28 protein-coding genes are annotated in these 25,532 nt (G+C 59.1%); 11 read left to right on the top strand and 17 right to left on the bottom strand.

Annotation, left to right across the window (positions count from 1 at the left end; genetic code table 11):
• Positions 1-157 precede the first annotated feature (157 nt).
• On the top strand, positions 158-556 hold the full coding sequence (locus B498_RS02260; protein ID WP_008503110.1) for a potassium channel family protein: 399 nt from the start codon (positions 158-160) through the stop codon (positions 554-556).
• Between the two features lie 163 nt (positions 557-719).
• Complete coding sequence (locus B498_RS02265; protein WP_008503109.1) at positions 720-1,745, top strand: TerC/Alx family metal homeostasis membrane protein; 1,026 nt, start codon at positions 720-722, stop codon at positions 1,743-1,745.
• Between the two features lie 65 nt (positions 1,746-1,810).
• On the opposite strand, the gene B498_RS02270 is transcribed toward B498_RS02265, so the two are convergent.
• Positions 1,811-2,470, bottom strand: coding sequence for an HAD family hydrolase (locus B498_RS02270; RefSeq protein ID WP_008503107.1), 660 nt, complete (start codon positions 2,468-2,470; stop codon positions 1,811-1,813).
• Between the two features lie 320 nt (positions 2,471-2,790).
• On the opposite strand from B498_RS02270, the gene B498_RS02275 reads away from it, so the two are divergent.
• The gene (locus B498_RS02275; RefSeq protein WP_008503106.1) at positions 2,791-3,237 is read left to right on the top strand and encodes an NlpC/P60 family protein; all 447 of its coding nucleotides are present in this window, start codon (positions 2,791-2,793) and stop codon (positions 3,235-3,237) included.
• 5 nt (positions 3,238-3,242) lie between these two features.
• Here B498_RS02275 and B498_RS02280 read toward each other — a convergent pair whose 3' ends face one another.
• Positions 3,243-4,037, bottom strand: a complete 795-nt coding sequence (locus B498_RS02280) for an SDR family NAD(P)-dependent oxidoreductase (RefSeq protein ID WP_008503105.1) — start codon at positions 4,035-4,037, stop codon at positions 3,243-3,245.
• Positions 4,038-4,069: 32 nt separating this feature from the next.
• Positions 4,070-4,951 carry a LysR family transcriptional regulator gene (locus B498_RS02285; RefSeq protein WP_008503104.1) on the bottom strand — a complete coding sequence of 294 codons (882 nt, stop codon included), beginning with the start codon at positions 4,949-4,951 and terminating at the stop codon, positions 4,070-4,072.
• Positions 4,952-5,050: 99 nt separating this feature from the next.
• On the opposite strand from B498_RS02285, the gene B498_RS02290 reads away from it, so the two are divergent.
• The 8 genes from B498_RS02290 to arnF all read left to right on the top strand — a co-directional run bounded on the left by B498_RS02290 (position 5,051) and on the right by arnF (position 13,248).
• Positions 5,051-5,554, top strand: coding sequence for a phenolic acid decarboxylase (locus B498_RS02290; protein ID WP_008503103.1), 504 nt, complete (start codon positions 5,051-5,053; stop codon positions 5,552-5,554).
• A gap of 327 nt (positions 5,555-5,881) precedes the next feature.
• On the top strand, positions 5,882-7,021 hold the full coding sequence (gene arnB, locus B498_RS02295) for a UDP-4-amino-4-deoxy-L-arabinose aminotransferase (protein ID WP_008503102.1): 1,140 nt from the start codon (positions 5,882-5,884) through the stop codon (positions 7,019-7,021).
• A 1-nt stretch (position 7,022) separates the two neighbouring features.
• A complete protein-coding gene (gene arnC, locus B498_RS02300) occupies positions 7,023-8,006 on the top strand; it encodes an undecaprenyl-phosphate 4-deoxy-4-formamido-L-arabinose transferase (protein WP_008503101.1) in 984 nt (327 codons plus the stop codon).
• A complete protein-coding gene (gene arnA / locus B498_RS02305; RefSeq protein WP_008503100.1) occupies positions 8,003-9,985 on the top strand; it encodes a bifunctional UDP-4-amino-4-deoxy-L-arabinose formyltransferase/UDP-glucuronic acid oxidase ArnA in 1,983 nt (660 codons plus the stop codon). The genes arnC and arnA overlap by 4 nt, the downstream gene beginning before the upstream one ends.
• Positions 9,982-10,884: a 4-deoxy-4-formamido-L-arabinose-phosphoundecaprenol deformylase gene (arnD, locus tag B498_RS02310; protein WP_008503099.1), complete on the top strand. Its 903-nt coding sequence runs from the start codon at positions 9,982-9,984 to the stop codon at positions 10,882-10,884. The genes arnA and arnD overlap by 4 nt, the downstream gene beginning before the upstream one ends.
• On the top strand, positions 10,881-12,536 hold the full coding sequence (arnT, locus tag B498_RS02315; protein WP_008503098.1) for a lipid IV(A) 4-amino-4-deoxy-L-arabinosyltransferase: 1,656 nt from the start codon (positions 10,881-10,883) through the stop codon (positions 12,534-12,536). Before arnD ends, arnT begins: the two co-directional genes overlap by 4 nt.
• Entirely contained in the window at positions 12,536-12,871 is a 336-nt protein-coding gene (arnE, locus tag B498_RS02320; protein ID WP_008503097.1) for a 4-amino-4-deoxy-L-arabinose-phosphoundecaprenol flippase subunit ArnE, read from the top strand. Before arnT ends, arnE begins: the two co-directional genes overlap by 1 nt.
• Positions 12,868-13,248 carry a 4-amino-4-deoxy-L-arabinose-phosphoundecaprenol flippase subunit ArnF gene (gene arnF, locus B498_RS02325; RefSeq protein ID WP_008503096.1) on the top strand — a complete coding sequence of 127 codons (381 nt, stop codon included), beginning with the start codon at positions 12,868-12,870 and terminating at the stop codon, positions 13,246-13,248. Before arnE ends, arnF begins: the two co-directional genes overlap by 4 nt.
• On the opposite strand, the gene acpT is transcribed toward arnF, so the two are convergent.
• From acpT to B498_RS02395, 14 genes are read right to left on the bottom strand one after another with little or no spacing between them, the layout of a single operon-like run.
• Positions 13,205-13,813 (bottom strand): 4'-phosphopantetheinyl transferase AcpT, encoded by a 609-nt coding sequence (gene acpT / locus B498_RS02330; RefSeq protein ID WP_008503095.1) that lies wholly within the window; start codon positions 13,811-13,813, stop codon positions 13,205-13,207. The two genes, arnF and acpT, sit on opposite strands and share 44 nt — an antisense overlap.
• Positions 13,814-13,815: 2 nt before the next feature.
• Complete coding sequence (locus B498_RS02335) at positions 13,816-15,045, bottom strand: beta-ketoacyl-ACP synthase (protein WP_008503094.1); 1,230 nt, start codon at positions 15,043-15,045, stop codon at positions 13,816-13,818.
• Positions 15,042-15,773 carry a 3-ketoacyl-ACP reductase FabG2 gene (locus tag B498_RS02340; RefSeq protein WP_008503093.1) on the bottom strand — a complete coding sequence of 244 codons (732 nt, stop codon included), beginning with the start codon at positions 15,771-15,773 and terminating at the stop codon, positions 15,042-15,044. Before B498_RS02340 ends, B498_RS02335 begins: the two co-directional genes overlap by 4 nt.
• Entirely contained in the window at positions 15,770-16,243 is a 474-nt protein-coding gene (locus B498_RS02345) for a 3-hydroxy-fatty acyl-ACP dehydratase (protein WP_008503092.1), read from the bottom strand. Before B498_RS02345 ends, B498_RS02340 begins: the two co-directional genes overlap by 4 nt.
• Positions 16,240-17,409 (bottom strand): beta-ketoacyl-[acyl-carrier-protein] synthase family protein, encoded by a 1,170-nt coding sequence (locus tag B498_RS02350; RefSeq protein ID WP_008503091.1) that lies wholly within the window; start codon positions 17,407-17,409, stop codon positions 16,240-16,242. The genes B498_RS02345 and B498_RS02350 overlap by 4 nt, the downstream gene beginning before the upstream one ends.
• 1 nt (position 17,410) lies before the next feature.
• Positions 17,411-17,989 (bottom strand): DUF3261 domain-containing protein, encoded by a 579-nt coding sequence (locus tag B498_RS02355; protein ID WP_008503090.1) that lies wholly within the window; start codon positions 17,987-17,989, stop codon positions 17,411-17,413.
• Positions 17,986-20,310 (bottom strand): MMPL family transporter, encoded by a 2,325-nt coding sequence (locus B498_RS02360; RefSeq protein WP_008503089.1) that lies wholly within the window; start codon positions 20,308-20,310, stop codon positions 17,986-17,988. Before B498_RS02360 ends, B498_RS02355 begins: the two co-directional genes overlap by 4 nt.
• Positions 20,279-20,884, bottom strand: coding sequence for a LolA family protein (locus B498_RS02365; RefSeq protein WP_008503088.1), 606 nt, complete (start codon positions 20,882-20,884; stop codon positions 20,279-20,281). Before B498_RS02365 ends, B498_RS02360 begins: the two co-directional genes overlap by 32 nt.
• Positions 20,881-21,303, bottom strand: coding sequence for an acyl-CoA thioesterase (locus tag B498_RS02370; protein ID WP_008503087.1), 423 nt, complete (start codon positions 21,301-21,303; stop codon positions 20,881-20,883). The genes B498_RS02365 and B498_RS02370 overlap by 4 nt, the downstream gene beginning before the upstream one ends.
• A 3-nt stretch (positions 21,304-21,306) precedes the next feature.
• Positions 21,307-22,998, bottom strand: a complete 1,692-nt coding sequence (locus B498_RS02375) for a glycosyltransferase family 2 protein (RefSeq protein ID WP_008503086.1) — start codon at positions 22,996-22,998, stop codon at positions 21,307-21,309.
• Positions 22,989-23,342: a hydroxymyristoyl-ACP dehydratase gene (locus B498_RS02380; protein ID WP_008503085.1), complete on the bottom strand. Its 354-nt coding sequence runs from the start codon at positions 23,340-23,342 to the stop codon at positions 22,989-22,991. The genes B498_RS02375 and B498_RS02380 overlap by 10 nt, the downstream gene beginning before the upstream one ends.
• Positions 23,329-24,690 (bottom strand): acyl-CoA synthetase, encoded by a 1,362-nt coding sequence (locus tag B498_RS02385; protein ID WP_008503084.1) that lies wholly within the window; start codon positions 24,688-24,690, stop codon positions 23,329-23,331. Before B498_RS02385 ends, B498_RS02380 begins: the two co-directional genes overlap by 14 nt.
• Positions 24,683-25,222 carry a hypothetical protein gene (locus B498_RS02390; RefSeq protein WP_008503083.1) on the bottom strand — a complete coding sequence of 180 codons (540 nt, stop codon included), beginning with the start codon at positions 25,220-25,222 and terminating at the stop codon, positions 24,683-24,685. The genes B498_RS02385 and B498_RS02390 overlap by 8 nt, the downstream gene beginning before the upstream one ends.
• Before the next feature lie 54 nt (positions 25,223-25,276).
• On the bottom strand, positions 25,277-25,528 hold the full coding sequence (locus tag B498_RS02395) for an acyl carrier protein (RefSeq protein ID WP_008503082.1): 252 nt from the start codon (positions 25,526-25,528) through the stop codon (positions 25,277-25,279).
• Positions 25,529-25,532: the final 4 nt, after the last annotated feature.

The following is a 25,532-nucleotide window of genomic DNA, read 5'->3' as shown; positions in this document are numbered from 1 at the left end:
TCAAGGCTGCTGGCCAGCCGCAAGCAGGACGTGCTGGCAGAGAAATAATCACGTAGCGCAATTATTGCACCAACTTTTCCTCTCCCTTCGACTAAGCTTCGACCAGATGCCCCGCCGCGCTCGCGGGGCCATACTCCTTTTGGTAAGAGCACGTACCATGCAGCTACTCAGCATTATTATTTTGCTTACCCTAACCGTGGTCATTCATTCGCTGTGGATGTTTGGCGTTTTAAAATTCATCACGTTAGACGTCGATTCTGCGGTACGCATTGTTTTACGCAATGTCGGTATCGTTATCTCTATGATTTTCGCCCATCTCCTGGAGGCCGGGCTGTTTGCTGCCTTTTATTTTGTCATCGACGCGTTTAATGACTGGAACACCAGCTTCTATTTTTCACTGGTCAGCTACGCGACGGTAGGGTACGGCGACGTCACGTTACCCCAGCACTGGCGGCTCATCGGCGGGGTGGAAGGACTGGTGGGCGCATTGATGGTAGGTTGGTCTGTGGCGGTTCTGGTCGCAGTGCTGCAGCGTTTGCGTGGCATGAGCGCCTAAACGGTAGATGTGCAATCCCCATCTGGTAAGGTAAAGTACACCCCTTACGCGGCCGTCGCGCTGCGGTTTTGAGGGTGGATGTGATAAACAGCCCACCCTTTTTCTCTGCTGGTTTACGCCAGCCTGCATGGTGCTGTGCTTTGCCTCTATAAAAGGGTTATGTATGTCTGCTGCTCATCTCGGTTTCCCGACGGAAACCGTTGTTGTCTTTGTAGTGATGGCCGTTGGGGCGATGTTTATCGACCTCTTTATGCACCGTCACGATAAACCGATCTCGCTGAAAAGCGCCGCAATGTGGTCCCTCTTCTGGGTCATGATGGCGATGGCCTTCGCCGGGTTCCTGTACGTTCACCACGGCGCCGAGATGGCGAGCCTGTTCCTCACCGGTTATGCGCTGGAGGAGGTGCTCTCCGTCGATAACCTGTTTGTGATGATGGCGATCTTCGCCTGGTTCGGCGTGCCGGATAAGTACCGTCACCGCGTGCTCTACTGGGGCGTGCTGGGGGCGATTGTCTTCCGCGGTATTTTCGTGGCTATCGGCACCAGCCTGTTAAGTCTGGGGCCCTACGTCGAGGTGATTTTCGCGCTGGTCGTCGGCTGGACGGCGGTAATGATGCTCCGACGCAATGAAGAGAGTGACGAAGTGGAAGATTACTCGGGTCATCTCGCCTATCGCCTGGTGAAACGCTTCTATCCGGTCTGGCCGAAAATCAGCAGCAACGCCTTTATTCTGACGCAGAAAGAGGTGGATGCGGAGCTTGAAAAGCCGGAAAACCAGGACGTGATGGTTGGGCGCGTGAAGAAGGCGAAGCGCTATGCGACCCCGCTGCTGCTCTGCGTGGCGGTGGTGGAACTCTCAGACGTGATGTTCGCGTTTGACTCCGTGCCGGCCATTATCGCCGTCAGCCGCGAGCCGCTGATTATCTACAGCGCCATGATGTTCGCTATTCTCGGCCTGCGTACCCTTTACTTCGTGCTGGAAGCGCTGAAGCAGTATCTGGTGCATCTCGAGAAAGCGGTGGTGCTGCTGCTGTTCTTCGTGGCGTTCAAGCTGGGGTTAAATGCCACCGATCACTTCTGGCATCACGGTTACAGCATTGGCGCGACCGCCAGCCTGTTTGTGGTATTGGGCGTGCTGGCGCTGGGAATTATTGCGAGCGTGATGTTCCCGGGTAAACGAGAAGCCTGATGTACCGCCCGGTGGCGCTTTCGAATGTAGGCCGGGTAAGGCGCAGCCGCCACCCGGCAAAAAGGCTACTTGATGGGTGAATTCCGGCGCTTGCGCGGCGGGTGGAAGTGCCGCCAGTGCGGATCCTGCGCCGCTGCCAGCAGCTCGTGGTCGCCGCGGGTGTCCCCCCAGGCGCGCAGGTGATAGGCGTTCAGATCGCCATACACTTTTTCCAGCCTGGCCACCTTCTGGGCGCAGCGGCAGTTATGGCCCGTGATGCGCCCCGTCAGCTTGCCGTCTTTCACTTCCAGCTGCGTGCCAATCAGCTTAATGCCCAGTTTGTCAGCCCACGGCTGAAGCACCAGCGCCGGAGACGCGGAACAGATGGTCACCTCCGCACCGGAATTCACCTCGGCCGCCACGGCCAGAACCCCTTCGGGGCGCATCAGCTTGCTCCAGTATTTTTCGCAAAACGCTTCCGCCTGCTGGCGCAACCAGTGTTCATCCACGCCCGTCAGGAACGTTTTGATCAGCACTTCCTTTAGCTCATCGCGCGTCAGCTTGCGACGCACGCAGTGGAGCGTGGGCAGCGCCATACGCACCAGACGGCCCGCGAAGTAGCGTTTCCCGAAGGCAAAGCGCAGGAAAGGAATAAAGCTGTCGTGGTGTGTTAACGTCCCATCAAAGTCAAAGACAGAGAGCACGCTGGATTTCGCCACCGTCTCGTCGGCAATCATATTGGTCATAAATACGTCTTAGCTGAAATACACATTCTGTGGATCAGTTTACCTGCTTTACCAGGACAGTCCTTACATCACCACCATTTTTTTCTCGATCTTGCGATCTCAAAGTGAGTCCATTTTTGGCCTCGATAAGAATTGGTGAAAAAACGATCTGTCTATATTATCGCCACATCGCACGATATTCAGGGGAACCCTTTGGCCCCACAGGTAAGGAAAAACTCACTCACTACTGCTTTCTTGATATGACTCTTAGATCGTTTATTTCAATCCTGACGTTAAGTTTTGCTTCGTTTTCTGCATTCAGTTTTCAACTCCCCGCGTCGATGCTATCGATGAACAGTGACCTGGCCGTCTCGCCAGCGAAATCTGCACTGATGCAACAGGATACGGGCCCGCTGCGCGCGCGCATCCTTGATCAATACCAAAAGTGGAAGGGGACCCAGTATCAGTGGGGCGGAACCACGCGCCGCGGCGTGGACTGCTCCGCGCTGATGCAACATCTTTTCAGCGATGTGGCGCATCTTAACTTACCGCGCACGACCGGCGAGCAGATCCACCGCGGGGTGCAGGTGACGCAATACCGCCTGAGGCCCGGAGATCTGGTGTTCTTCCAGACGGGTCCGAACCGCAGGCATGTCGGCGTGTATATTGGCAATAGCCAGTTTATTCATGCCTCAAGCAGCCAGGGCGTCACGGTCTCAACCCTGACGGATGCTTACTGGCAGGCGCACTACATTACTGCCCGTCGGGTTGCAGGCAGTGCGGCCTGACAGCCTCAGATGATGTCATCTACCACGCCGCCATCGACGCGCAGCGCCGCGCCCGAGGTGGCGGAAGCCTGGGGCGAACAGACATAAATCACCATATTGGCCACCTCTTCAACCGTGGCCGCGCGCTGGATCACCGAGCTGGGGCGGTTGGCCATCACAAACTCTTTCGCCAGCTGCTCCAGCGATTTACCGGTTTTTTCGATTTCATCCTTCATCATCTCTGCGAAACCGTCCGACATCGTTGGCCCCGGCAAGACGCTGTTGACCGTCACGCCGCTTCCCGCCACGAACTTTGCCAGCCCGCGCGCCAGGGAGAGCTGCGCCGTTTTGGTCACGCCGTAGTGGATCATATCCGCCGGGATATTGCAGGCCGACTCGGAGGAGATAAACACCACCCGCCCCCAGCCCTTTTGCACCATGCCTGGCAGCAGGGCGCGGGACAGACGCACGCCGGACATCACGTTGGTCTGCCAGTAACGCTCCCAGGTTTCATCGTCGGTGGCATAGAAATCCTGCGGTCCGTAAATCCCGGCATTGTTAACCAGAATATCGACGTTATTCGCTACCTTGAGCAGCGACTCGACCCCTTCCGCCATGCTGAGATCGGCAATCGCGGCGCGCACCTGCACGCCCGGCACCACCTGCTGCAGCTGCTGAATGCCTTTATTCACCGATTCCGTGCTGCGGCCATTGACGATCACCTCGGCACCGCTTTCTGCCAGCCCTCTGGCAATGGCGAACCCGATCCCGCCGGTTGAGGCGGTCACCAGCGCCACTTTCCCCGTAAAGTCGATTTTCATCATCCGCTCCTTATCGTTTTAACGTTCGGACCTTAAAGCGTAGCAGGTGAGGATGACGGCTCCTGGCTAAAAAGGCGCAGCAGCGTCTCCACCTGCTCGTCAAGCGGGGCGAGGGAGCGCTTAACAATCAGGTGAAGCGGCGTCGCTCTGCGTGCACCGTGGCTCAGCGGCAGGCGTTTCAGGATGCCTTGATCCAGCTGGGTCTGGATGCGTTCCTCCGGCAGCCAGCCGTAGCCGACCTGAGAGAGGACGGCCTCAATGGCGGCATCGATGGTGGAGAAGGTCCATGACTCACCGGCCGCGCGCGCGGCGGGCTGACTGTCCGCAATCTGAATGAGCGGCCACGGGCGTAGCATGTCGTCGTTAAGCTGCGCGTCGAGGTGAAAGAGAGGATGCTGATGGTGGGCCACGGCAACAAAGTCGATATTCATCAGCCATTCGCCGAGCCCGGTCATGTCCTGGCGGCGGGTGAGGACCATCACATCGGCTTCGTCGTTAATGGCATCGTCCCGGGTGTTTTCCAGCACCTCGGTGAGGCGTACCTGGGTTTGCGGATACTGCTGCTGGAACTGGCGCAGAATGGCAAACAGGCGGCGGCGGGGGAAAATGGAATCCACCACCAGATCCAGCCGCGTGCGCATTCCGTTGCGAAGGGCCGCTGCGCGCGTCTCAACGTACGAAAAGGCTTTCAGCAGCGGTTTAACCTGGTTGAGCAGCAGTTCTCCTGCCGGCGTTAACACCGCCCGTCGTCCTTCCGGCACCAGGAGGGCCACGCCCAGCCGCTCCTGCAGCAGCGACAGGTTATAGCTCACCGAAGACTGGCTGCGGTGCGTTTCTTCCGCCGCTCGGGCAAAGCTGCCCGCCTCGACCACTCTTTCCAGTAAAGACCATTGTTCCAGCGTCGTCTTATGCATAATTTATCTAAAATTTGGATGGATTTGATTAAAACATAGCGTTATTCATTCATTTTTTGAAGGGGTACGATCGTCTCATCAAAACAAAGGAGACATCTTATGAACACCTTCGACAAACACGACTTAAGCGGCTTCGTTGGCAAACACCTTGTTTATACCTACGACAACGGCTGGAACTACGAGATTTACGTCAAAAATGAGACGACCCTGGATTACCGTATTCACAGCGGTCTGGTGGCAAACCGTTGGGTGAAAGATCAGCAGGCTTACATCGTGCGGGTAGGGGAGAGCATCTATAAAATTTCCTGGACCGAGCCAACCGGTACCGACGTCAGCCTGATTGTGAACCTGGGCGACAAACTGTTCCACGGCACCATCTTCTTCCCGCGCTGGGTCATGAACAACCCGGAAAAAACCGTCTGCTTCCAGAACGATCATATTCCACTGATGAACAGCTACCGTGATGCGGGCCCGGCGTATCCAACGGAAGTGATTGATGAATTTGCCACAATCACCTTTGTACGCGACTGCGGTGCCAATAATGAAAGCGTGATCGCCTGCGCGGCCAGTGAATTACCGAAAAACTTTCCAGATAACCTGTAATAAGCGCGACAATTAACTAAATAGAAAAGTTCCCGGCTATTTCATATTATTTTGAAATGGCCGGGATTTTTTTTTGTTTGTTGAGGATTGGTTTAAATGTTTCCATTTCAAAATGTTGCGGAAGATCACATCAAAAATATTTAATATAAAATTAACTTGTTGTTTTTCAATTGGCTGCTAGTTGTCTTATAGCGTTGTAAACGCTGTCTTAATTTTTCCCTAAGGAAAGAGAGCTACTTTGATATGAGTTTATGGTTCGTTGAAATAAGCGGGCTGGCATTTGGTTAATATCAAAAACATGCCATTTTGATTGCAAGGAAATTAATAATGAGTGATTTTCTGCCTTTTTCGCGGCCGTCGATGGGCGCTGAGGAAATTGCGGCGCTTCAGGACGTTTTGATGTCGGGCTGGATCACCACAGGGCCTAAGAATCAGCAACTTGAAGAGGCATTCTGTCAACTTACCGGGAATCAGCATGCGATTGCCGTCTGTTCCGCCACCGCGGGCATGCACGTTACGCTGATGGCGCTGGATATTGGCCCGGGCGATGAAGTTATTACCCCTTCCCAGACCTGGGTCTCCACGCTGAATATGATCGTATTGCTGGGCGCCACGCCGGTCATGATTGATGTGGATAAAGATACATTAATGGTGACGCCAGAAGCCGTGGAAGCCGCTATTACTCCGCGAACCAAAGCCATTATTCCCGTTCACTATGCCGGCGCGCCGTGTGATATCGACGCAATTCATGCCATCGGTGAACGTCACGGTATTCCGGTGATTGAAGATGCGGCCCATGCCGCCGGAACGTATTACAAAAACCGTCACGTGGGCTGGAAAGGAACGGCAATTTTCTCCTTCCACGCCATTAAAAACATGACCTGCGCGGAAGGCGGCCTGGTGGTCACGGATAATGCCCAGCTGGCACAGCGGATCCGCAGTCTGAAATTCCATGGCCTCGGCGTAGACGCCTATGACCGCCAGACGCACGGCCGCGCGCCGCAGGCGGAAGTGATCGCGCCGGGCTATAAATACAACCTGGCGGACATCAACGCCGCGCTGGCGCTGGTGCAGCTAGGCAAACTGAAAGAGGCCAACAGGCGCCGTGAGGAAATAGCACAACGCTACCTGCGGGAGCTTGCCGATACGCCGTTCCAGCCGCTCACCATTCCATCATGGCCGCACGTGCACGCCTGGCACCTGTTTATTATTCGCGTGGATGAAGCGCGCTGCGGGATCTCACGCGACAACCTGATGGCGGCGCTGAAAGAGAAAGGCATCGGTACCGGCCTCCATTTCCGCGCGGCCCACACGCAAAAATACTACCGCGAGCGTTTTCCTGATGTATCGCTCCCGAATTCTGAATGGAATAGCGCGCGTATTTGTTCTCTCCCTCTTTTCCCGGACATGACTCATGACGACACAACCCGCGTCATTACCGCACTCCATCAGCTTGCAGGACATTGATATGTTCAGTGCACCGCCTGTACAAAAAGTATCCGTGGTCATCCCGGTTTATAACGAGCAGGAGAGCCTGCCCGAACTGATCCGCCGTACAACGGCCGCCTGCGACACGATGGGCAAGGCCTACGAAATTCTGCTGGTGGATGATGGCAGTAGCGATAATTCCGCGCTGATGATGACCGAAGCCGCGCAGGCCGAAGGCAGCCACATCGTTGCCGTGCTGCTCAACCGTAACTACGGCCAGCACTCGGCGATTATGGCGGGGTTTAGCCACGTCACGGGCGATCTGATCATCACCCTGGACGCGGACCTGCAAAACCCGCCGGAAGAGATCCCGCGCCTGGTGGCCAAAGCCGACGAAGGCTATGACGTGGTCGGCACGGTACGTCAGAACCGTCAGGACAGCCTGTTCCGCAAGCTGGCCTCGCGCACCATCAACCGTCTGATCCAGCGCACGACCGGTAAAGCGATGGGCGATTACGGCTGCATGCTGCGCGCCTACCGCCGCCATATTGTCGACGCCATGCTGCATTGCCACGAGCGCAGCACCTTCATTCCGATTCTGGCGAATACCTTTGCCCGTAAGGCAACGGAAATCCCGGTCCTGCACGCCGAGCGCGAGCACGGGGAGTCGAAGTACAGCTTTATGCGCCTCATCAACCTGATGTACGACCTCATTACCTGCCTGACCACCACGCCGCTGCGTCTGCTGAGCGTGTTCGGCAGCATCATCGCCGTGGCCGGTTTTGCGCTGTCCGTTCTGCTGGTGGTGCTGCGACTGGTCTTTGGCCCGCAGTGGGCGGCGGAAGGGGTCTTTATGCTCTTTGCCGTGCTGTTTATGTTCATCGGCGCCCAGTTTGTCGGGATGGGTCTCCTCGGTGAATACATTGGCCGTATCTATAACGACGTTCGCGCGCGTCCGCGCTACTTTATTCAACGTGTTGTCCGTCAGGAACACAAAGCATCTCAAGAGGAAATTCACCCATGAAAGCTGTTGTATTTGCCTATCACGATATGGGGTGCACGGGCACGCAGGCCCTGCTGGAAGCGGGCTATGACATTGCGGCAATCTTTACCCATCCGGACACGGCTGGAGAGAATAACTTTTTCGGCTCCGTGGCGCGTATCGCCGCCGAGCGTGGTATTCCGGTTTATGCGCCAGACGACGTCAACCACCCGCTGTGGGTGGAGCGCATCCGCGCCCTCGCGCCTGACGTCATCTTCTCGTTCTACTATCGCAACCTGCTCTCCGACGAGATCTTAGGCCTGGCTGCAAAAGGCGCCTTTAATCTTCATGGTTCTCTGCTGCCTGCCTACCGTGGCCGCGCCCCGCTGAACTGGGTGCTGGTGAACGGTGAAACGGAAACGGGCGTGACGCTGCACCGCATGGTGCGCCGTGCGGATGCGGGCGCTATCGTGGCGCAGCAGAAGGTCGCTATTGATGCGGACGACACCGCGCTGCAGCTGCATCAAAAGCTGAACGCGACGGCACAGACGCTGCTGCGCGATGCGCTGCCGGGCATCCTTAACGGCACCTTCAGCGAGACCGCGCAGGACGAGAGCAAGGCAAGCTGCTTTGGCCGCCGCGCGCCGGAAGATGGTCGTCTGGACTGGAACAAACCGGCCCGCCAGCTGCACAACCTGGTGCGCGCCGTGACCGACCCGTGGCCGGGCGCCTACAGCTTTGCGGGCGTCAGCAAGTTCATCGTCTGGAAATCCCGCGTGCGTGACGACATTCCGGCGGCAAAACCGGGCACCGTCGTCTCCGTCTCCCCGCTGATTGTGAGCTGCGGCGAGCAGGCGCTGGAGATCGTTACCGGCCAAACCGACAACGGTCTGTACGTTCAGGGCACCCAGCTGGCGCAGTCGCTGGGGCTGGTGGCCGGGGCGCTGATCACCAGCGCGCCGGTGGTGGCCATCAAACGCCGTACCCGCGTGCTGATCCTCGGCGTGAACGGTTTTATCGGTAACCACCTGACCGAACGTCTGCTCAAAGACGATAACTACGAAATCTACGGCCTGGATATTGGCGCGGATGCGATCAGCCGTTTCCTCGACAACCCGCGCTTCCACTTCGTGGAAGGGGATATCAGCATCCACTCCGAGTGGATTGAATACCACATTAAAAAATGCGACGTGGTGCTGCCGCTGGTCGCTATTGCCACGCCAATCGAGTACACCCGTAACCCGCTGCGCGTGTTCGAGCTGGACTTCGAAGAGAACCTGAAGATCATCCGCGACTGCGTGAAATACGACAAGCGCATCATCTTCCCGTCCACCTCTGAAGTGTACGGCATGTGTACCGATAAGAACTTCGATGAAGACACCTCCAACCTGGTGGTCGGGCCGATCAACAAGCAGCGCTGGATTTACTCCGTCTCCAAACAGCTGCTGGACCGCGTGATTTGGGCCTACGGTGAGAAAGAGGGCCTGCGCTTTACCCTGTTCCGTCCGTTCAACTGGATGGGTCCGCGTCTGGATAACCTGAACGCGGCGCGTATCGGCAGCTCCCGTGCGATCACCCAGCTGATCCTGAACCTGGTGGAAGGCTCGCCAATCAAGCTTATCGAAGGCGGGAAACAGAAACGCTGCTTTACGGATATCAGCGACGGTATCGAAGCGCTGTTCCGCATCATCGAAAACAAAGATAACCGCTGCAACGGTGAAATCATCAATATCGGCAACCCGGACAACGAAGCGAGCATTCGCGAACTGGCCGAGATGCTGCTGGCCAGCTTTGAGCGCCACCCGCTGCGCGATAAATTCCCGCCGTTTGCCGGCTTCCGCGAAGTGGAAAGCAGCAGCTACTACGGTAAAGGGTATCAGGACGTTGAGCACCGTAAGCCAAGCATTCGCAATGCGAAGCGCTGCCTGAACTGGACGCCGACGGTGAAGATGGAACAAACCATTGATGAAACGCTTGATTTCTTCCTGCGCACCGTGGAGCTGTCGGAACAGGTCTCATGAAAAAAGTCGGTTTACGCATTGATGTCGACACCTTCAGGGGAACGCGTGACGGCGTACCCAAACTGCTGGAACTGCTGAGCAAGCACGGCGTGCGCTCCAGCATTTTCTTCAGCGTGGGGCCTGACAACATGGGACGCCATTTATGGCGTCTGGTTAAACCGGCATTTCTGTTCAAAATGCTGCGCTCGCGCGCAGCATCCCTCTACGGCTGGGATATTTTGCTGGCCGGCACCGCCTGGCCCGGCAGACGCATCGGCGCGGGTAATGAAGCGGTTATCCGTGAAGCGGCGCAGCATCATGAGGTGGGTCTGCACGCCTGGGATCACCATGCCTGGCAAGCCTGGGCGGGCGTCTGGGATATCCCGCGCCTGTCCCGTGAGGTCGAGCGTGGGATGCTGGAGCTGGAGGCCATTATCGGTCAGCCCGTGTGCTGCTCCGCCGTGGCGGGATGGCGTGCGGATCAGCGCGTCGTGAAGGCCAAAGAAGCCTTTGCGTTTCGCTACAACAGCGATTGCCGCGGAACCGGGCCCTTTTTGCCGCTGTTGGGCGAAAATCGCTACGGTACGGTGCAAATTCCGGTCACGCTTCCCACCTGGGATGAAGTGGTCGGGCGCGAGGTGAAAGCTGATGAGTTCAATCGCTACATCCTGGACCGCATTCATCGTGACGCCGGTACGCCGGTGTATACCATCCATGCCGAAGTGGAAGGGATTGCGTATCAGCATGATTTCGACGAACTGCTGACGATGGCCGCTCAGGAGGGCATTGCGTTTTGCCCGTTAAGCGAGCTGCTGCCAGACGACCTCAGCACCCTCCCCGTGGGCAAAGTGGTCCGCAATGAACTGGCTGGCCGGGAAGGCTGGCTTGGCTATCAACAAACCGTGAGTCCGGTCCAATGAAAACAGCCCGTTATGGCTTAGCGCTTCTCGCACTGTTTATCGTTTACTACCTCATCCCGGTTGATATCCGCCTGCTTTGGCAGCCTGATGAAACGCGCTATGCGGAAATCAGCCGCGAAATGCTGGCCTCCGGAGACTGGGTTGTCCCGCATTTTTTGGGGCTGCGTTACTTTGAAAAGCCGATTGCCGGCTACTGGATCAACAGCATCGGGCAGATGCTGTTCGGGCACACGAACCTCGCCGTGCGCGCCGGGTCTATCTTCTCCACCGGTTTAGCGGCGCTGCTGGTCATCTGGATGGCCTGGCGTCTCTGGCGGGATAAGCGGACAGCCATTTTCTCCGGCCTGATCTTCCTGACCCTGTTTCTGGTGTATGGCATCGGCACGTATGCGGTGCTGGATCCCATCATCACCCTGTGGCTGGTGGCGGCGATGTGCAGCTTCTGGCTGGCGTCACAGGCCCAGACCGTTGCCGGAAGAGCGGGGGGCTATGTGCTGCTTGGGCTGGCCTGCGGGATGGGGGTGATGACCAAAGGCTTCCTGGCGCTGGCGGTACCGGTGATTGGCGTGCTGCCGTGGGTGATCGCCCAGAAGCGCTGGAAAGAGGTGCTGATTTTTGGCTGGCTCGCGATCCTGAGCTGCGTGCTGATTGTTCTGCCATGGGGGCTGGCGATTGCGCAGCGTGAGCCTGACTTCTGGCGTTACTTCTTCTGGGTTGAGCATATTCAGCGTTTCGCCCAGAGCGACGCGCAGCACAAAGCCCCGTTCTGGTACTACGTGCCGTTCCTGATCGCGGGTAGCCTGCCGTGGCTGGCGCTGCTGCCCGGCGCGTTTCGTCTCGGCTGGCATGACAGACAAAACGCGGGCGGTGGGTTCTATCTGCTGGGATGGGTGATAATGCCGCTGCTGTTCTTCAGCATCGCCAAAGGCAAGCTGCCGACCTATATCCTGCCGTGCTTTGCCCCGCTGGCGATCCTGATGGCGCGCTATGCCTGCCTCGCGGCGGAGAAGGGCGCCAGAGCGTTACGCATTAATGGCGGGATCAACCTGGCGTTTGGCGTTATCGGCATGGTGGCGGCGCTGGTGGTCTCTCCGTGGGGGCTGGCTAAGCATCCGGTCTGGTCCTCGGTTGAACTGTATAAAGTGTTCTGCGCGGTGGTCGCGTTCCTCATCTGGGCCGCGGTCGGCTGGTTTACGTTCAGGCAGAGTCAGCAGCGCTGGTGGCTTGCGGCGCTCTGCCCTGCGGGCCTGGCGCTGCTGATCGGTTTTGCCATTCCTAACCTGGTGGTGGATTCCAAACAGCCGCAGTCGCTGGTCGACACCGTGCGCGAGCCGCTTCAGGACAGCCGATTTGTCTTGGCCAATAACGTGGGCCTGGCCGCTGGCCTGGCGTGGGAGCTGAAGCGCAATGACATCACGCTGTTTGGTCAGAGCGGCGAACTGCGCTACGGGCTGGATTATCCTGATGTGAAAGATCGTTTTGTCGGTAAAGATGACTTCGCGCAGTGGCTGGCTGAGCACCGTCAGCAGGGACGCGTATCGCTGGTGATTCTGCTGTCAAAACGCGATGACCTTTCGCGGGCGAATCTGCCAGAACCGGACAGCCTGTATATCCAGGGCCGTCTGGCCTACCTGCAGTATCTGCCGAAGTGATGACCTGGATCTGGCTGATACTGGCAAGCCTGCTCAGCTGTGCAGGACAGCTGTGCCAGAAACAGGCTACCCGTCCGGCGAAAGCCGGGCGGCGTGGCGTGCATATCGCGCTGTGGCTTGGCCTGGCTCTGCTGGCGCTGGGCAGCGGGATGCTGGTCTGGCTGGTGGTGCTGCAGAGTCTGCCTGTCGGCATTGCCTACCCTATGCTGAGCCTCAATTTTGTCTGGGTGACGCTGGCGGCGAAGGTATTCTGGCGTGAAAACGTCGCCTTGCATCACTGGCTGGGGGTGGGGTTGATCATCATTGGGATTGTTATCCTGGGAGGGAGCCTGTGAAAGGAGCGTTCTGGGCCTTATGCAGCGTGCTGTTAGTCAGCGCCGCGCAGCTGCTGCTGCGCGATGCCATGCAGGCTCTGCCTCCGGTCAGCGAGATTCTGACGTTTATTTCCGCGCTGTGGCACGTCTCGTCCGGCACGGGCGCGCTGCTGCTGGGGTTGATGGGGTATGTGGCTTCTATGGGCTGCTGGTACCTGGCGCTGCATCGCATGGCACTCAGCAAAGCATATGCCTTGCTGAGCCTTAGCTATATCCTGGTGTGGGGCGCCGCGATTCTGCTACCGGGCTGGGGAGAAAGCTTCTCCTGGCACGGGCTGGTCGGCGTCGTGTTTATTATGTTGGGTGTACTGGTGATTTTCCTGCCCCGACGTGGATAATCGACTCGGTGGTCAGGGTGTAAGGGGTCGACGTACAAACGGCCAGGCTGAGTGAGCCGATCTGCACCTGGCTGACCGAGTGCGACGGCGCCGTGCTGTCGATGCTGACAATCTGCCAGGCGCTACCGCCACGCTGTTTGATGATTGCCTCTTTTCGCGTCCAGATACGCCAGAAGGCGGCAAGCCGTTCCTCTGGCGCTTCGCGCTCAAGCTCATCATGCTCCGTCATGCTGAAGACGGCATTCGCTAACGCCTGCCAGTTCTTCCTGGGGCGAATCACTTCGATATCACAGCCGACTTCGCCTTCATCGCTCATCAGCAAGGCGATATCGTCACCGCTGTGGCTCAGGTTGAACCACAGCGGATGGCCCTCCGCAAAGGCCGGTTTCCCCTGCTCGCCGTAAATAATGTCGGGGAGCGGATGAGGGGACAACGCTCTGGCGAGCAGCATCCTGCCAGCCAGCCATGAGGCATTGCGAGCACCCTGAGGTGCGCTGTCTGCGAACGTTGACGCCAGCGGGTCCGCGCAAAGGGTGGGTATTTTTCCCAGTACAAACTGGTACATAGTTACGCCCAGCGTTTAATGATAATCGAGGTGTTGATGCCGCCAAACGCGAAGTTATTGCTCTGCAGGTACTCGCAATCGATCTGGCGGGCTTCTCCCATAATATAATCTAAAGCACCACATTGCTCATCCGGTTGCCTCAAATTGAGTGTCGGGGCAAACCAGCCTTCACGCATCATCTGTAAACTCATCCACGCTTCCAGCGCGCCGCAGGCTCCGAGCGTGTGGCCAAAATAGCTCTTCAGCGATGAAATCGGCACGTTGTCACCATAGATAGCGGCAGTGGCCTGGCTTTCAGCAATATCACCGCGATCGGTGGCAGTACCGTGTGCGGAGATATACCCCATATCCAGGGCGCTTAATCCCGCCATGGCCAGCGACTGCTCCATACAAATCTGCATGGTTTCACGCTGAGGCTGGGTGATATGGGCCGCATCACAGTTAGTGGCAAAGCCCACGATTTCGCCGTAGATAGTGGCCCCGCGCGCTTTGGCATGCTCCAGCTCTTCGAGTATCAGGGTACCCGCGCCTTCCCCAATCACCAGACCATCGCGCTGCGTATCAAATGGCGTAGGGGTGGTTTTGGGTTCATCGTTACGCTGGCTGGTGGCAAACAGCGTGTCAAACACCGCCGCTTCAGACGGGCACAGCTCCTCAGCGCCCCCCGCAACCATAACGGTCTGATAGCCGTGGCGAATCGCCTCCCAGGCGTAGCCAATTGCCTGGCTGCCGGACGTACAGGCGCTTGAGGTCGGGATGACGCGGCCACGTAATCCGAAGAACAGTCCGGTATTCACCGCGGTGGTGTGCGGCATCATCTGCACGTAGGTTGTGCCGGTGATGTTATTGGTGTGCTTTTCGGTGAGCATAGTGGCGAATTCGCTGACGGGCCCGGTACTGCCTGTGGATGAGCCATACGCGATACCCGTTTGCCCATTGGTGAGCACCGCCTCGCCAATCAGCCCCGCCTGCTCCAGCGCCAGCTCGGTGGCGCGGGTCGACATCAACGACACGCGGCCCATGGCGCGGATCCGTTTGCGGGTATAATGTTCCGGCAGCGTGAAATCATCAATCGGCGCGCCCAGCAGGGTGTGCAGGCCATCATAGACCTGCCACTCCGGCATTTTACGCACCGCGTTTTCATACGCCAGCAGCCTGCTGGACACGGATTGCCAGTTTTCGCCAAAGGCGGTCACGCCGCCCATGCCCGTAATCACCACGCGACGCGTCATAGCATTCCTCCGTTAATGGAAATGACCTGGCGGGTGACGTAACCCGCAATATCTGACATCAGATAGCTTGCCAGCCCGGCGACCTCCTCAGCCTGGCCCATGCGTTTCATTGGAATGATGGACATCGCTTCTTTCAGCGCGGCCTCTTCCATTTCAATCATTCCGGTATCAATCAGCCCCGGCGCAATGCAGTTCACGGTGATTTTGCGTTTTGCCAGCTCAATCGCCAGCGCTTTGGTGGCACCGATAATGCCCGCTTTTGCCGCGCTGTAGTTCACCTGCCCGCGGTTACCCATCACGCCGGACACGGACGATAGGGTGATAATGCGTCCCCCTTTACGGGTGCCAATCATCGGCATAATGCAGGGGTGAATGACGTTATAAAAACTGTCGAGATTGGTGTGGATCACGCTGTCCCAGTCGTCTTCACTCAATGCCGGAAAGGCGCCATCGCGGGTGATACCCGCGTTGCTGACCACGCCATACCATGCGCCATGGGCTTCAATGTCCTGTTCCAGCACCTCGCGGCACTGTTCGCGGTTGCCCACATCAAACGAGAGTAAACGGCCGTTGCCGCCCGCCTGCGTGATGGCGTCCAGCGTCTCCTGCGCGCCTGCGGCATCACGATGGTAATGCACGCCTACGGTAAACCCGTCGGCGGCAAGCTGGCGGGCGATGGCGCGCCCTATGCCTTTGCTGGCCCCGGTGACCAGTACGGAACGACTCATGCGTTAGATCCCTGATTAAAAAGCGAGGTTAATTCTTCTGCGCTTGGCTGGAAGGTGTTGACCCGGCCCGTGGCCAGCGTCTCTTCATTAGCGGAAATTGCGCATTCAAAACTGCCGAAGCGTTCGTCCTGCATCAGCAGCTTAACGGTGATGTCCAGCGTCAAGCCTGCGGCGAAACGCCCGCTGGCGCAGATCAGTTCACGCGCGCCGAGCACCATGCCCAGCGCAATATGCTCCTGCCCCTGCTGCTGGCGATGCCAGCCGGACCAGACGCCGACGGTCTGCGCCATCAGCTCGAGCGCGTACCAGCCCGGCAGGTCGCCATCGGCATTCAGAAATGGTGCCAGCACGCTTTGTCTGTCTATCGCGACGCGGCATACCGCCATGTCGTCCGTCACATTCTCAACGGACTCCAGCAACATCATGGGCGCATCGTGCGGCAAATAGGCTTCGGGTGATAAGTAGCTCATGACGCTCTCCCCAGCAGAATACTGGCGTTGTTGCCGCCAAACGCGAACGAGTTAGACAGAATGACCGGCTTTGTCAGCGCGGTGCGCTGGTGCAGCAGACCGCACGGCGCCAGCGTGTCGTCCGGTGCGTAGCGGGCGAAGTCCTGCGGCGGTAAGGGCAGATCGCGCGTCAGAATCAGCCAGCTCAGGGCCGCTTCGGTGATACCGGCAGCGCCCAGCGTATGGCCGGTAAGGTGTTTGGTAGAGCTACAGGGCACGCTTTCCCCAAAGAGATCGTGTACCACCTGCGATTCAATCTGATCGTTAAGCGGCGTGGCCGTGCCGTGCAGGTTGATGTAGCCGATATCTCCGGGCTGCATACCCGCTTCGTTGAGCGCCTGCGTGATGGCCCTGATCGCCCCTTCGCCCTGCGGATGCGGAGCGGAGATATGGTACGCATCGCTGGATTCCCCCGTCCCGAGCAGCGCCACGTCCGCGGGCTCACGGCTAAGCACCATCAGCGCGGCGGCTTCACCGATGGTGATCCCCCGACGGTCGCGACCAAAAGGCTCGCAGAGCGTAGGGGAGAAGGATTCAAGGCTGTTAAACCCGTTGACGGGCATCCGGCTCAGGGTATCTGCTCCGCCAACAATGGCAATGTCCACCAGCCCAGCTTCAATCAGACGTTTGCCGCCGATCATCGCCCGCGCGCTGGAAGAGCAGGCTGTCGAGATCGTATAGGCCGGGCCTTCGAGCTGAAGCCAGTTGGCGAGGAAGCGGGACGGATCGCCGAGCTCCTGCTGCGGGTACTGCCAGTGCGTGCTCGCTTCGCCATGGGTCATGCGCTGCACGTGCTCATCGCCTTCATCCAGCCCAGAGGTGCTGGTCCCCAGCACCACGGCCACCCGATCGCGGCCGACGCGGGCGATAGCCTCGTCGACGGTCGACTGAATCTGCGCCAGCGCGGCCAGCAGAAGCTGGTTGTTGCGGGTGCGGTGTGCGGATAGCGTTTCCGGGATGGGCGGCAGTTCGCCTTCCACACCGCCCAGCACGGCGTCGGGTGAACCCTGTAACCAGCCGGTTCGGGCATGCATACCCGGCGCTACGCCCGTCACCAGGTTAGCAGCGATTTCATCATGCGAGTTGCCCAGCGCGTTGACCATGCCAACAGCGGAAATATAAATCATCTCAGTCACCCAGATATTGAATGGTGATGTGGTATTTAAAAACGTGTTGCTCGATGCTGATCGGCTCGCGCTTGCCTTTACGCTGCAGGTAGACAATCTCCGTCACCAGCTTGCCGCTGGCGTTACGCAGTTCGCGCCGATCGCCCGTGTCAGTCAGCGTCCAGCCCTTCGGCAACTGCGGCTGCCAGGCGCTAATCGGCCAGTGGCTGAGCATCACGTCGGCCAGCACCTGGCTGGCGGGCGGCAACTGCGGCACAACGATCGACTGCTCGGTATGAATACCGGTCTCATCGTACGTCGCCAGGAACAGACGAATGCCCACGGAAGAGAGCCCGGCCAGCGTCACTTTATGCGCATCCGCGTTGAGCATCACCAGCAGGGACTGCGTTTGCCCGTTAAAGCTGCCGGTCAGCAGCTGCTGGGAGCTTACCGCCGGGCTAATGCCGGGCGGCGGGAGCGTAACGCGGGTTCCCGGCTGGAGCCAGGCCTGGGGACGCGTCTCTTGGGTATCGGTCGAATGGCTGCAGCCTGCCAGCAGCAGCGCCGCGGTTAGCGCGACGGCGCGGTAAAAAGCGTTCATTTACGTTTTCTCTCTTTCTTATCCGGCATCGCCAGCGGCGCCAGCAGGAAGGCGGTAAAAATACCGCTCACCAGCACGATACCAAAGCTGCTAATGGCCTGCGTGGCGCTGAAGACGAGCATGCCCAGCGTCAGCAGCGTGGTCATCATCGCCAGCGTAATCGCCAGCATCGAGGTCAGCGGCGTGCCGCGCGGGTTGCTGAAAAACAGCGTGTAGTTAATGCCAATGCCGAGCACCAGCACCAGTGCCAGCAGTGAAAACAGGTTTACCGGGTGGCCGGTTGCAGCCAGTACTGCCAGCCCGCAGCTCAGCGACAGAACGGACGGCACCAGGCTTATCAGCCCCTTACGCCAGCCGAGGCGCACCATCGCCCCGCAGGCAATCACCGCCAGCGCGGCAAACAGAAGCCCCGTCAGCAGCGCGCGGTAGAGGGCAAACAGGGTGTCAAAACTGGCTTTGCGATCGACCCAGACGACACCGTCATGGCGCGCGGCCAGCTCGCCGAGGGCCGCGCTGTTTTTTGCGCCGTCCACCGGTACGAGCACGCCGCTTTGACCGTCGGGCAGGGTCAGCCAGAGCAGACGCCAGCCTTCGCTGGCCGGGCTTTTAAGCCACGCGTCTACGCTGACCGGCATGGCGTCCAGATTCGGGGAGACGGCGTTGAGCCCTGCGCTTTTCAGCACGTTCGTTACCGCAGGCGCGGCGTTTTGCAGCAGCGTAAGATCGCTTTTCTGACGGGCCAGTGAGTTCAGCGGCAGGGTGCGCCAGCGGGTAATTTCTCCCGCTTTCTGCGCCTCTGCCAGCGTCGGGGTAAAGGCTTCCAGCCGCTCCAGCGTTTGCTGAGGCGAAGCGCCATGAACCACAAACCATTTCTGATCCACGCTCTGTCCGGTCAGGGCGGTAATGGCCTTCTCCTGCGCCAGAATATCTTTCGGCAGCGCCTGCAGCTGGGCGATGTCGTCGTCCACCTTCAGCGTGCTTATTCCCACGGCGGAGAGCAGCGCCAGCGCGACGGGAAGACCAATTGACAGTTTTTTACTGCGTCGCCAGGCGGCCAGCCAGCGCAACATCAGGACCATAAAGGGAACCGGGCGCACCGGTAACCCGCGGCACAACCACGGATGCCAGAAAATCACCGTCAGGCAGGAGGCGCTGAGTCCCACGGCAGCGAACACCGCCATCTGGCGGATCCCGGGGAAGGGGGCCAGCATCATAATCAGGTAGGCGGCGACGGTCGTCAGCAGCGCCAGCAGCAGCGCATTGCGAACTTTGGCCAGGCTTTGCCAGGGAGAATGCTCCGCGCCGTGTACCATCCGTTCGGTCAGGTAGTAAAGCGTGTAGTCTGCCGAAATTCCGATGATGCTCATGCTCATCACCAGCGTCATCAGGTGCAGCTCGCCAAAGAGCAGCAGCGTCACCACCGTCCCCGCCAGCGCGCCGATGGCAATGGAGAGCACGCTCAGCAGCAGCGGGCGCAGAGAGCGGAACACCGCCACGATGAGCAGGAACACGCCAAGCAGGGTGGCGATACCCAGCGTCGAAACATCACGTTTGGCCTGCTGGCTGGCGTAATCGCTGTAGAACACGGTCCCGCGGGAAAGCAGCTGTGCCTGAGGGTAGCGGGCTTTCAGCGTCTCCTGCAGCGCGTTAAGCGTCGTCACGAGCCGGTGGGTCTGCTGCATATCAAATGATGAGCCCGCCAGCTCGCCGTGGAGCAGATACCAGTAGTTTCCCGCCTCATCTTTTGCCACCAGCCAGCCGTCCATCAGCCGCAGCTTCTGGCCGTTTTGCGCCAGAGCGAGCTGCGAGCCGCGCATCAGCATCAGGGGATCGTTTTGCAGCTCTTTACCGCTGACGCCGGAAAAGGCCGAATAGAGCTGAGATAAAATCCACTGCGCCTGCGCTTCTCCGCCGTTTTGCAGGCGGGCGCGGGTGGCGGGGTCAATCAGGCCATTTCGGTGCTGCCAGAAGAACTCTCCCCAGGCCTTTTGCCCGGCGGCGTCCATCGGGCCTTTGACCTCGCTGAGCGAATCAGTGCTTTGCAGCAGCGCCAGCCACTGCTGTGCCACGCGCGGATCCGGCTCTTTGCCGGGGCTGACCAGCCAGACCAGCTGGCGGTCGAGACGCTGCATAAACCCGTCGTTGAGCGCCGGCGGGATCGCCCCCAGCGTCTGCTTCGGCAGCATGGCCAGCACGCTGCTGTTCAGTCGCGCGCCGGGCAGCAGCGACAGCAACACGCCCAGCAGAATCAGGCATAGCGTGGCCCACAGCAGCGCCGGGCGCAGGGATTTACGGTGCGGCAAAGCGTTGGCGTTCGTCATCGGTCAGGCTGGCGGGCGTCAGTTGGTGGCGAGAAAGGGCGATATCGGTACGGTCGCCCTGTTTGTCGTTGAGGCGAATCGTTTCCAGATAGGTCGCGCCGCCCAGATCGAGGGTGGCGAAAATCTTGTCCAGCGGCGTCGTTTTTGGCGTAAGCACCAGCGACCAGCGGCCCGCTCCCAGGTCTTTAAAATCGATGCGGAAGTTCTCTTCCAGCACCTTGCGGTCCGCCTGGAACAGGGCGCGCAGAAGATGGTTGAACTGGAACATCTGCGGATTATTGTCGGCAGTGATGGTTTGCGGCGGCTGGCCGTTAATCGCCTGAACCATCCGCTTGTCGTCCAGCAGGAGCGTCATCGGAAACGGCGCTTTTTGATCCCACAGCAGGCCGCTGTCGCGGGCGATCAGCATCTCGCCCTGCGAGCGCAGCGGCTGCGGCATATCTTTTATCGTGCGAACCTGTTCGAAGTGCGCGCGCACCACGGGCTGCTCGGTGAAGCGCTGCTGCAGCTCATCCAGCGTCACGGCGCTGACCAGCGGGCTGACGATCAGCGCCAGTAAAGGCAACCATTTCATGGTGTTACTCCCATACGTTCAAACAGTATTGCCGGGCTCACAAAGCACATTTCGCGGGTCGCTTCTTCCACCGCCACCTGAATGGTGTAACCGGTGGTCGTGCGTTTGCCGGTCTGCGCATCGAAAATTTGATAGGCAATGCGCAGGCGGTTTTCATACTCTTCAATGTGCGCGCGGACGCGAATACGCTGCTCAAAGGTCACCGCATCGCGGTATTTCACCCGGGTGTCGACGACGGGCCAGACGTAGCCGGAGGCCTTCATCTGGCGATAGCCATAATCAAACTGATTGAGCAGCGCCTCGCGGGCGATCTCAAAGTAGCGGAAATAGTTACCGTGCCAGACCACGCCCATCATATCGACGTCGTGGAACGGAACGGTGATCTCGACTTCAGTCGTAAAGCGGGGATCGGTCAGCACCCTTTACTCCTTCTCACTGGACTCTGGCAGATGCCAGAAATCGAAAAAATTAAACCAGTCGAGCGGCGACATGAGGGCGTAATGTTCCAGCCGCTGCGCATAGCGATCGACGGTATCTTGCAGTGCCTGCTGGCGTTCACCGCGCGGCAGGCGCAGCGGGTCGGCAAACGGCTCGCAGTGCAGGACGAGCTTACCCTGCTGGCGCAGGGCGAAAATCAGCACCACCGGGCAGCGGAGGATGGAGGCCAGGATAAACGGCCCCTGTGGGAACGGTGCAGGCTGGCCCATGAATCGGCTCCAGATCACGCGCCATTCGCCGCCGCGCTGCGGATTCACCGCGATGCGATCCCCCACAATCGCGACCCATTCACCGCGCTCAAGCTTCTCTTTGATGGCAATGGCGGTGTCCGGGCCGATGTCGGTGACCGACATCAAATTCACGCCAGCTTCGGGCGCCATTTCGCTCATGATTTGCTTAAAGCGCTGGGCGTTCTCGCTGAAAACCAGGGCGTTGATGATTTTACTGCCTTCCAGCTGAGCCAGGGCCCGGCAGGCCTCTACGTCGCCAAGGTGCGAGGCCAGCAGCAGTTTGCCCTGCGGCGCCGCGATGTTTAACGCTTCGCTCGCGCCGGGGGCAAAGACAATATCGCGATGAAGCTTCAGCTCGCCGCGCCAGCTGGCGACTTTATCCAGCATCGCGTTGCCGAAGCGCATGAAATGGAAAAAGCTGTTAAGCCGTGAGGGAACAGACATGCTCCGCTGACGCAGTTCTTGCTTCACTCTCGCCATCCACTGCCGCGAGGCCTGCCGCGCCGGACGCGCGATAAGCCAGTACACGCCGATAACCGGCCACAACAGCACGGTAAAGGCCCGCCGACCCAGTAGTTCCCAGACGCGCAGCATCAGGCGCATCCCCCACAGACCCTTGACCTCGTCCTGCTGCGCCCAGTGCTGGCGGCGTCGACGGAAAAGCAGGCCGGGCATGCGGGGCAGCATGCCGAAGAAGAGCCGGGTATGCATCAGGGAGATCCGCACGTTATCTTTTAGCGCGTCGAAGTGGGACAAACCGTCCTGCGGATAGGTCACGCGCGTGGGCAGAAAGACGCTGGTGTTGCCCTGCCAGTAGAGACGAACCATCACTTCGGTGTCAAAGTCCATCCGCTTGCCGAGCGGTTCGCGCGCGGCCAGCCGCAGCGTGGGTGAAACCGGATAGACCCGAAAGCCGCACATGCTGTCTTTAAGCTGCAGCGATAAGGTTTCAATCCAGACCCAGACGTGGGTGATCCAGCGCCCGTAAAGTCGGGAGCGCGGAATAGAGTCATCGTAAATGGGCTGGCCGGAAATCAGCGCGTCCGGGTGGCGCTCCGCCAGCGCCAGCAGTTTGGGGATATCTTCGATGGCGTGTTGACCATCCGCATCCACCTGCACGGCGTGGGTGTAGCCCGTCCGCGCGCACTCCTCCAGCCCTCTGATGACCGCGGCACCTTTTCCGGCGTTTTGCGCCAGACGAACCAGCGTCATCTGCGGCTGCTCCGCCGCCAGGCGCTCAAGCTCCTGACGGGTGACTGCGTCGCTGCCGTCATCCACCACCAGGCACGGCAGGCCGAACGGCGCGAGACGTGACAGCACGCGGGCAATCATCGCGCCGTGGTTGTAGCACGGGATCAGCACGCAGGGACGAAAGATTACTGACATAGACGAATTTTCCCGCTGCTGGCGGTGTGGCGCTCAGCCCCGGCATGGCGCTGATAGCTGAAGGTCAGCATCTGACGTTCGGCATGCCACTCAAGCATCAGCGTCACCGTGGTTTCCGGCAGCAGTGGTGCCTGAAACTTCACGTTTTGAATGCTGTGAAAGCGATAGCCCGGTGCCAGTAACGTCGTGGCGTAGTGCATCACCCAGTCAAGCTGCGCAACGCCGGGCAGCAGCGGTTGTACGGCGAAATGGCCCTGAAACCAGAACAGCGTTGCGTCGAGATGCAAAACGATCTCCAGCTTCTCCGGCTGTGTCTGGTGGCGCTCAATTTCATGAATTTTCATGAAATAACTCCTCTAACTGCGCATAGACACGCTTGTTCATACTGTTTACCGGCATTTCATCAACGATGCGCCAGTAGCGCGGCACCGCGACAGGTTCAAGCCACGGCAGCAGGGCGCGACGCCAGGCGAACTCCTGCGCTTTTTTATCCTGCACATACCCGCGCTGACGGGCCGTTTCATCCAGAACCAGCAGGGCGCCAATCCCCTGACGACCCCCGCGCGTGACCGGCAGGGCGGCCGCTTCGCAAATACCGTCGAGCTCCAGCAGGCGGCGTTCGATCTCGTTAAGCGAGATGCGTTTTTCTTCAATTTTGACCACTCGCCCGCGGCGACCGGCGATGCTGAAAAGCCCCTCGCTGTCGAAGTGCAGGATATCGTCGAGCTGGAGCCCTTCTGGCTCATGGATCAGTGGCGACGTAACGCGACAGGCGTCATCTTCCTGATGGAAGATCACGCCGGGGAACGGTAGCCAGGGCACGTTATCCTCCTGACGATGGCGCCAGGCGAGGATCCCGGTTTCGGTACTGCCATAAATTTCATCCGGCCAAAGGTTAAGCCAGCCAGAGGTGGTCGAGACGTCACGCCAGGGCAGCATTCCACCTGCTGAAATCAGCATCCTGACGGGCGGCGCGGCAAGCTCGGTATCCAGGCGCTTCAGGAACGCCGGGCTGCTGATGAACAGGTATTGCCTGTCAGGAGGCAGGGCGGCCAGTTGTTCTGCGTAATAGAGCATCGCGGCATGCAGCGGCAGGCCCAGCGCCATCGGCAATACGATACGGAATGTCAGGCCATACAGATGTTGCGGTACGACCGAGGCCACAATGCTGCATCCGGCCAGACGCTCACCAAAGCGGTTAGCCAGCAGGCAGGCTTCGCGATCCAGACTGACGATGTGCTTAACCACCCGGCGCGGCGTGCCCGTGGAGCCTGAGGTGAACAGTTCAACGAAGCGGTTTTCGTCAATGATCGGCAGAGGCACCCAGTGGCTGGCTGTCTGGTGGCTGGAGGCCACCACAATCTGTTTCCCATGAAAACCAAGAGTTCGATCGCTCAGAACGCCGCTAAACAAAGATTGCTGTTCTTCAAGCTGCGAAACGCGGCTATGGCCGGGAATGACCGGTGTTTTACCGGCGTGCAGCGAGGCCAGCAGCGCAACAATAAACAGGTAGCTGTTTTCAAAGCACAGCGCCCAGCGCTCGCCTTCCTGCTGACGCAGGGTCTCGACCAGTAAGGTTACATCGTGGCGCAACTGGCCCAGCGTCCAGGTACGATCGTCAAGCCATGCAACAGGCGTGTTGTCAGGGCGCGGCGCATTTAACCACTGGCCCAGCGGAAGGGGGTTAGTCATTGTGCATCTCTTTTTTTATCACCCGCTGGCGCACCAGCCACTCTGCTGCCATCAGCATCCCCATCAGGATGTAAGCCACCATACCGTTCCATAGCGTCCACAGATGCATGTCGCCGTGGAGGACGGTAAACAGCGCCATCGTGCCGTTGCCGACGAAAAAACCGCACCAGACGAGGGTCACCTTACGGGTATAGCGCACGCCCTCCGGGGGCAAGTTTGGCTCGCGCAAGCGCGCCAGTCGTTCGACAAGCGGCATCGCTGTCCACAGCGAACCGCCAAACACGGCCAGCATGATAAGGTTGACGACCACCGGGTAGAGCAGCAGCCACTGGTGGGCTTTCAGCAGGTAGCTTGCCGTGCAGAGGGCGATCCCCGCCAGCGCCACGCACTGCACCACATACCGCATCGGGCTTGTGTTCCGCTGCGCCTGACGCAGCCGCAGCAGTAACACCAGAGCCATCACGGGTAATAGCCACTGCAGGCTGTTATGCGCCAGCCCAAATCCAATCAGGAAGGGCCACGCCAGCAGCATCAACCCCGTCAGAAGTGGGATGATCGGGAATGTCCGTCCGCCGCGCACGACGTCTTACTCTTCGCGCAGAAGCTGTTCGACGGCGTCTACCACATCCTGAACGGTACGAACCGATTTGAAGGTTTCCGGCTTGATTTTCTTGCCCGTTTTCTTCTGCAGATGAACAATCATGTCCACCGCATCAATGCTGTCCAGCTCCAGGTCTTCGTAAAGACGGGCTTCAGGGGTAATATCCTGCGGGTCGATTTCAAACAGTCGGGTCAGAAGGCCACAGACTTCCTGATAAATGGTTTCTTGTTCGGTCATCGTG

This window comes from Enterobacter sp. SST3 (assembly GCF_000286655.1).
GTDB classification, from domain to species: domain Bacteria; phylum Pseudomonadota; class Gammaproteobacteria; order Enterobacterales; family Enterobacteriaceae; genus Enterobacter; species Enterobacter roggenkampii.
Note: the sequence above shows the minus strand (reverse complement) of the source record. Positions and strands in the feature narration are given on the sequence as shown.